5 protein-coding genes are annotated in these 6,725 nt (G+C 58.4%); 4 read left to right on the top strand and 1 reads right to left on the bottom strand.

The features are described from left to right. The 4 genes from IT585_03570 to IT585_03555 all read left to right on the top strand — a co-directional run. The coding region (locus tag IT585_03570) for an ABC transporter permease (protein ID MCC6962308.1) at positions 1–1,365 on the top strand (1,365 nt) is incomplete at its 5' end. A 192-nt stretch (positions 1,366–1,557) separates the two neighbouring features. Beyond that, complete coding sequence (locus tag IT585_03565; protein ID MCC6962307.1) at positions 1,558–2,880, top strand: efflux RND transporter periplasmic adaptor subunit; 1,323 nt, start codon at positions 1,558–1,560, stop codon at positions 2,878–2,880. A 30-nt stretch (positions 2,881–2,910) separates the two neighbouring features. Then, positions 2,911–4,134: an ABC transporter permease gene (locus IT585_03560; protein ID MCC6962306.1), complete on the top strand. Its 1,224-nt coding sequence runs from the start codon at positions 2,911–2,913 to the stop codon at positions 4,132–4,134. Next, a complete protein-coding gene (locus IT585_03555) occupies positions 4,127–5,380 on the top strand; it encodes an ABC transporter permease (protein ID MCC6962305.1) in 1,254 nt (417 codons plus the stop codon). The genes IT585_03560 and IT585_03555 overlap by 8 nt, the downstream gene beginning before the upstream one ends. An 11-nt stretch (positions 5,381–5,391) precedes the next feature. On the opposite strand, the gene IT585_03550 is transcribed toward IT585_03555, so the two are convergent. Further along, a complete protein-coding gene (locus IT585_03550) occupies positions 5,392–6,723 on the bottom strand; it encodes a right-handed parallel beta-helix repeat-containing protein (protein ID MCC6962304.1) in 1,332 nt (443 codons plus the stop codon). Positions 6,724–6,725 lie beyond the last annotated feature (2 nt).

The following is a 6,725-nucleotide window of genomic DNA, read 5'->3' as shown; positions in this document are numbered from 1 at the left end:
TACGTTAACGACCAGTTTGAGAAGTTTGGTTTGTTCTCGACGATCCATGTCTTCCCCAAGGGCGGTCAAACGGAACGCGATCCACATATGCACCCGGAGCCGGCGGAAGAAGCAGCGGTGGATACGATTCCGCCGCGGCCGCTGGATGAACAGGCGCTGCGAGACCTGGCCGCAATACCGGGAGTGCGGCTGGCCTACCCGTTTGAGTCATTCGAAATCCGCGCGGTTTACGGCGATAGCGCAGCCAAGGTGAACGCACAGGCCATACCGTTGGAGGTTACCGCAACGCGGGCGCTGTCGCAGTTCGTTGCGGGCGGGCGGTTTGAGTCCGATAGCGCTGCGCAAGTAATGGTCACTCGGGACTTCTTGCCGCGCATCGGCATCGAGTCCGCAGACTCGCTGATTGGAAAGCCGCTGGTGATTGAGGCACGATTGATCCGGGTCGATAGCGCCCTGCTGGCCGTGGTCCGCGATCCCGACCGATCGATTCGGCGTCGCCTGTCGAATACCGAGGTGGACTCGCTCTTCTACTGGGACTACAGCAAGCGGTTAGTGCGGCGTGAGGTGCTGGAAGCGATGCGACGGTTTCTTGACGGCCTTTTCAACGACCGCGAGGTCGTTAGCGAGACGCTCACAGTCTGCGGTGTGCTGGCCGGACGTGCCGAAAGCCCCATGCGCATCGAGCACGTCATCATGCCGCTGGCAACGGCGCGCCGCTTCAATGCCGGCGACATGGCTCTGACACCAACATCCCTTCTCAGCACAGTGAGCTCCGGAGAAGTGCCCGCGCTCTTCTCCACATCCGACAGCCGAAATTACCCCAAGATCACTCTTGACCTCGATCCGCACGTGCCCTTCCAAGCGGTTCGTGACTCCGTCAAGGCGCTGGGATTTCGGCCATACTCGTTCGCTGAGCAGTTCGCCGAGATCCAGCGTTTTCTGCTCTTCTTTGACATGGCGCTCGGCCTGGTCGGTCTGATTGCGCTGGTGACGGCATCGCTGGGGATCACTAATACGATGGTCATGTCAGTGCTCGAACGACGGCGCGAAATCGGGGTGTTCAAGGCTCTGGGCGCGGATGACTCGGACGTGCGCCGTATCTTTTTGTTCGAAGCCGGCGCCATCGGCACGGCCGGGGCGATATTGGGAGTCCTCTTTGGCTGGGCCATTGCACGGGTAGCGTCGGCGGTGGCGCAATTCGTGATGGCGCGACAGGGGATCGATCCACTCGACCTCTTTGCGTTGCCGCTCTGGTTAGTGGCGATCGCGCTGGCGATCGGCATCACCGTCAGCCTGATCGCCGGCTATTATCCCGCTCGTCGTGCCGCCCGGCTTGATCCGGTCGACGCCTTGCGCAGCGAATAACACCCTGCGGAGCAGGCGCCGCGCAAAATCCCGATCATTCCTGAAACAATCGGCCGCTTTCTCCAGTCAAAACTCAGTAGTCGCAGTGTCTCCGCCGCAATCCGGAAGGGGGCGCTGCAGGGCGACAACCCGAAGCTACACTTCGGGGTCCTGCAATGATTCGGTAAACAAGTACGTGCATAGGGAGTACTCATGGTATTCAAGTGGCGATCGAAAAAGGTCATTTTGACTGCCCTCGGTATCGTCATCGCCATCGTCGTTATCGTGGCGCTCAGTTCCGGTTCCGGGAATGACGCCAAGATGGTACAGGCCGATCTGGCCTATCGGGATGACATTGCCGAGGTGGTCTCAGCCTCCGGGCGCATTCAACCGCAGACCAAGGTAGATATCACATCCGAAGTCTCGGCTGAAATCATTCGCATTTTCGTCAAGGAAGGTGACGTCGTCGAGCGCGGACAGATGCTGATCGTGCTGGACACGATTCAGTTGCAGGCGGATGTCGCGCAGGCGCACTTCGGACTTGATGAGATCACTGCGCGCGCCGAGGCTGCCAAGGCCCAGTTGGAGATCGACCGGCTTGAAGCCGAACGCCAGCAGGCGTTGTTCGAGCAGAAGCTTACATCCAAGACGGCAGCCGATAATGCACGCTATGCCCTGGAGAATGCGACTGCCAATTACCGTGCTGCCTTGGCACAGGTTGAGACTGCCCGGGCACGACTGGAGAAGGCGCAGGACAATCTTTCCAAGGCTTCGATTCGCGCACCGATGCCGGGGGTGGTGACCTTCCTCAGCGTCGAAGTCGGAGAAATCGCCCAGGCACAGACCGCGTTTACGCAGGGAGCAACCTTGATGACGATTGCCGATCTCGCGGTGTTCGAGGTTGAGATTGACGTCGACGAAAGTGAAATCGCCAAGATCAAGCTGGGACAGAAAGCCGAAATCGAAGTAGATGCCTTTCGCGACACAACTTTTGCCGGCACGGTTGTTGAGATCGGCAATTCGGCGCTGATTGCGGGGCAGGGCTCGGAGAATTACACAACGAGTTTTCGTGTCAAAGTGCGTTTTGACACAGCGGAGGTCACTTTCCGCCCGGGCATGTCGGCGACTGTCGATATCACGACCAACAAAGCCGAGGACGCCTTGTTGATCCCCTATGCCGCATTGGTGACGCGCGAATTTGACCGCGACTCGCTCAAGACAGTCGCCGCCAAGTCAGACGGCGGCCTGATTCAGACAGCCAATGCCGCGCAAGCCGAACCGCAGCCATCGGACGCGGGGAAGCGCAACAAGGACGACAAGGTGAAGAAGACCGGAATCTTCGTGATCCGCGCCGGCAAAGCCAAATTTCAGGAGCTTGCCACAGGCATCGCCGACGAGCGTAATATCGTAGCTCTGTCCAGCGTCGCACCCGGGGACACGGTGATTTCCGGTTCGTACCAGACTCTGCGCAAGCTCGCTGAAGGTGATGTCGTGACGATTGAACCGTCGTCGCTCGAGAAAATGAATGAGAAATAGGATTCAGCCGAGCAGGTCGCGAGCAGCCGGATGATCTTGTTCTCGCTGATTCGCGAATCCCTGGCCGCTCTCTGGGCCAACCGCCTGCGGTCGGGTCTGACCGTACTCGGCATGACGCTGGGCGTGACTTCAGTTATCGCTATTGTCTCGACCGTCGAGGGGATGCAAAACAATCTGGAAGATGCGTTTGCCTCGCTTGGCTCAAATACCTTCATGGTCACCCGTTTCGGCTTCGGCCTGTCAATGCAGGAGTATCTCGAACGGATGCATCGGCGCAAGCTGACGCGGGGATTGATCGAACCGATTCAGGAAGGTTGTCCCGACTGCGCCGAGGTCGGCGCCGAGACCTACGCTTCCGATCCGGTTAAGTACGGATCGCGTCGCATGGGGCACGTTTCCGTTGAAGGGAGCACTCCCAATATCCTGGATATGCGTGATTTGGACGTGGCCGTCGGCCGCTATCTTTCATGGGAAGACGATGCTCGGCGCCGCCAGGTGGCATTTCTGGGGCACCGGGTCTACGAGCGGCTGTTCGAGGGCATGAACGCGATCGGCGAAAAGATTCGCATCGGTAAGCATGAGTTTGTCGTCATCGGTGTGGCGGAAGAACTGGGCGGGATGCTAGGGGAGGACATGGATGAATTCATTTCGATTCCATTGGCAACCCACCAGAAGCTCTATCAGCAGCCGGGCAATCCGGTCAATCTGGTGATCAGCGCGGTGTCACTCGAGCGGCGCGAGCCGGCCATGGATCAAGTGCGCGTTGTGCTCCGTTCGGCCCGGCACGTGTCCTACGACGATGGAGATGACTTTACAATTGTCACTCCCGATGCGATTCTGAGTTTCATCAACGACTTCACCGCCGGCTTCCGCATCGTGATGATTTCACTGCCATTGTTGTCGATCGTGATCGGCGGGATCGTGATCATGAACATCATGATGATCTCGGTGACCGAACGCACCCGGGAAATCGGCATTCGCAAATCCCTGGGCGCGCGACGGCGCCACATTCTGACACAATTTCTCTACGAATCGACATTCATGTCGCTTCTGGGCGGATCGGCAGGAATTCTCTTCGGCATTTGGATCGGCAAGATGGTGTTGACCTCGCTGCTTGATATCAATGTTGCGCCAACGACGCTGGCGATCATTCTTGGCTTCGGCATCTCAACCGCCGTAGGGCTGTTCTTCGGCATTTATCCGGCCTATCGGGCTTCCCGGTTTGACCCGATTCGGGCACTCAGCTATGAGTAGCTGGTCGCAGCGGCTTTGGGAGACCCGCGAGGGGATGCACTTGGCGCTGGAGGCGGTCCGCGCCAATAAATTCCGTAGTCTGATGACGATCATCGGCGTGATGGTCGGCGTCGGCGCGGTGATCTTGGTGAATTCGATCATGGATGGATTTACGGCGTATGCGGAGTCGTCGATCGACAAGATCGGCAGCAACGTGCTGTATATCACCCAGTGGGACGAAAGCACCGACTTCGACAATCTGACACAGGAGCAGCGCCGCCGCAAGGACATCACAATGATCGAGGCGTCCGCGATCGAAGAAATGTGTCCGCTGGTCAAGGCCGTGGCGCCGCAGAAGCGCGCCTACAACAATATCGCCAAAAACGGAAATCGCTCGATCCGCAATCCGGATGATTTCCGCGGCTGTTGGCCGACACAGATGATCGTCACCAATCGCGAGATGGCACAGGGGCGATTTATCGACGAAAACGATATGCGCCGCGAAGCGATGGTGTGTGTTATCGGCCCGGAAGTCTCCGAGGCGCTGTTCGATTCATATGAAGAAGCAGTCGGCCAGGAAATCCGGATCAACGGCTGGAAATTCACGGTCATCGGCGTGCAGGAGCGGGTTGAAGACCTCTTCGGCATTAGCGAGAATGATTTCATCTTCATCCCCATGACGACCTTCGATCGACTCTATCCGAACACCACCGAAGTGACTCTCATGTGCAGTGCCGTTTCGCGATCGCAGTTCGGCGACGCGATGGATCAGGTGATCAACGCGCTCCGGCGGGTGCGTAAGGTGCGTCCCGACGAGGAGAACAACTTTGGAATTCTGACGCAGGATCGGTTCAAAGACGAGGTCGCGGGGATCACTTCCAAGGTGCAGTTGGGCGCAACGGCGGTGGCCTGCGTTGGTTTGATGGTCGGAGTCATTGGTGTGATGAATATCATGCTGGTAGCCGTAACTCAGCGGACCCGCGAGATCGGCGTGCGTAAGGCCGTCGGCGCCCGCAAGCGCAATATCCTGTTTCAGTTTCTTGTCGAAGCTGCGACCCTGACAATGATCGGTGGTGTGGTGGGAATCGTCTTTGGCGCCGGTTTGGGCTGGCTGGTAACTACGGTCTTGGAATGGCGCTACTTCTTCTCGCCGGTGTGGGCGGTAATTGGACTGCTGCTGTCAGCCGGAACCGGCATGATTTTCGGCTTGTATCCGGCCTGGCGCGCTGCACGAATCGACCCAATCGTGGCCCTGCGATATGAATAGTGACTGAATTGTCACTTACTCGCCGAATTTCCTCCCCCAATCCCGATATCCGAGCGGCTGCCGTCAAGATCGGTCAGCACTGAGTCGCCGGCATCGATGAGTGGCGACGTCGCCGATAGCTTGAAAGTGAGGGTATCGGCAAAGAGCGGATTGATTGACAGATTGCCGAACTTGCCCGTCAGATCCGTGATCTCAGCGTAGTTGCCCGCGTACTTCAGGGGTTTGCCCGGCTCGGTGGTCGGCGTCGTCCGTTCGGCGGAAATCAGGTTCGAGTCAACCCAGACGCAGTTGTTGGTAACAATGAAGTCGTTGGGATTGCCGAGCATCCAGATACCGACGCAAGGGCAAACCCAGTGCGCCCGCCAACCGTTGTTGTACACGATATTGTTGACGAAGACGCCGCGCGGGCCCGTTTTCTCGGCGCGATCGCCCCAGTTGGCAAAACCGCAATTGCCGTTGCGGTAGACCAGATTGTTGGTTGCCTCCAGGAACGAGGTACCGGTCGCGATAATTCCCCAGCCAAGACAGTCCATCACAACGTTGTTGCGCACGACGGCCCGCGAAGTCCCGAACGAGCCAATCCCCTTCCAGAACTCACTCACCCGGTTGCGCAAGACTGTTGCCTGGGCATCCCAGGTAATCCCGATTCCAGCACCGCGACCCTTGCTGATGACATTGTCTGAAATGAATGCCTTGGCGCCGCGGTAGAGGGCGATGCCGTCCCAGCCGCCGTTGATAATGCGGTTATTCTCGATAAACAACTCGGAGCCCTCGCGGCCGAAGATGCCGCCGATGCCCACGACAACTGTCGTGTCGCGCTGGTTGTTATCGTAGATGTTGCAGTTGCGGATGGTGACGCGTGAGAACTTGGCGACAACGGCGGCGTCGGTAGCATTGCCGTCATGATCGCGCATACCGCCGGTAATCGTGACGCCTTCAAGCGTCGAACCCCGGCTGTCGAGAAATAGCACACCGTACCCGGCATTGGTGACCAGGATCGTCGAATCTGGGATTTCGCCGGCGATCGCCAGCGCTTTGCCTTTGACAAGGAAGCCGTAGGTTGCGTCTACCATCGTGCGCGGTTCGAGGCAGTTGCCGCATAATTCTTCGGAATATTTCGCCGATACTGCCTGATAGACACCCGGGAGGAGGATAATCTTGTCGCCGGAGCGCGCCGAGTCGATCGCGGTCTGCAAATCCGCATAAGGCGCTCGATAGGAGCCGTCGCCGCCGCGCGGAGCATCTGCGCGCGCGAAGATCGTGCGAAACTGCGGCTGGTATTGCTCGGCACACGAGGTCAGAACGACCGCAAAGACTGCAACGACGGCGATCAAAAAACGCATAA

It is taken from the genome of Candidatus Zixiibacteriota bacterium (assembly GCA_020853795.1).
GTDB lineage: Bacteria > Zixibacteria > MSB-5A5 > CAIYYT01 > CAIYYT01 > JADJGC01.
This window is presented reverse-complemented; position numbering and strand designations above follow the sequence as displayed.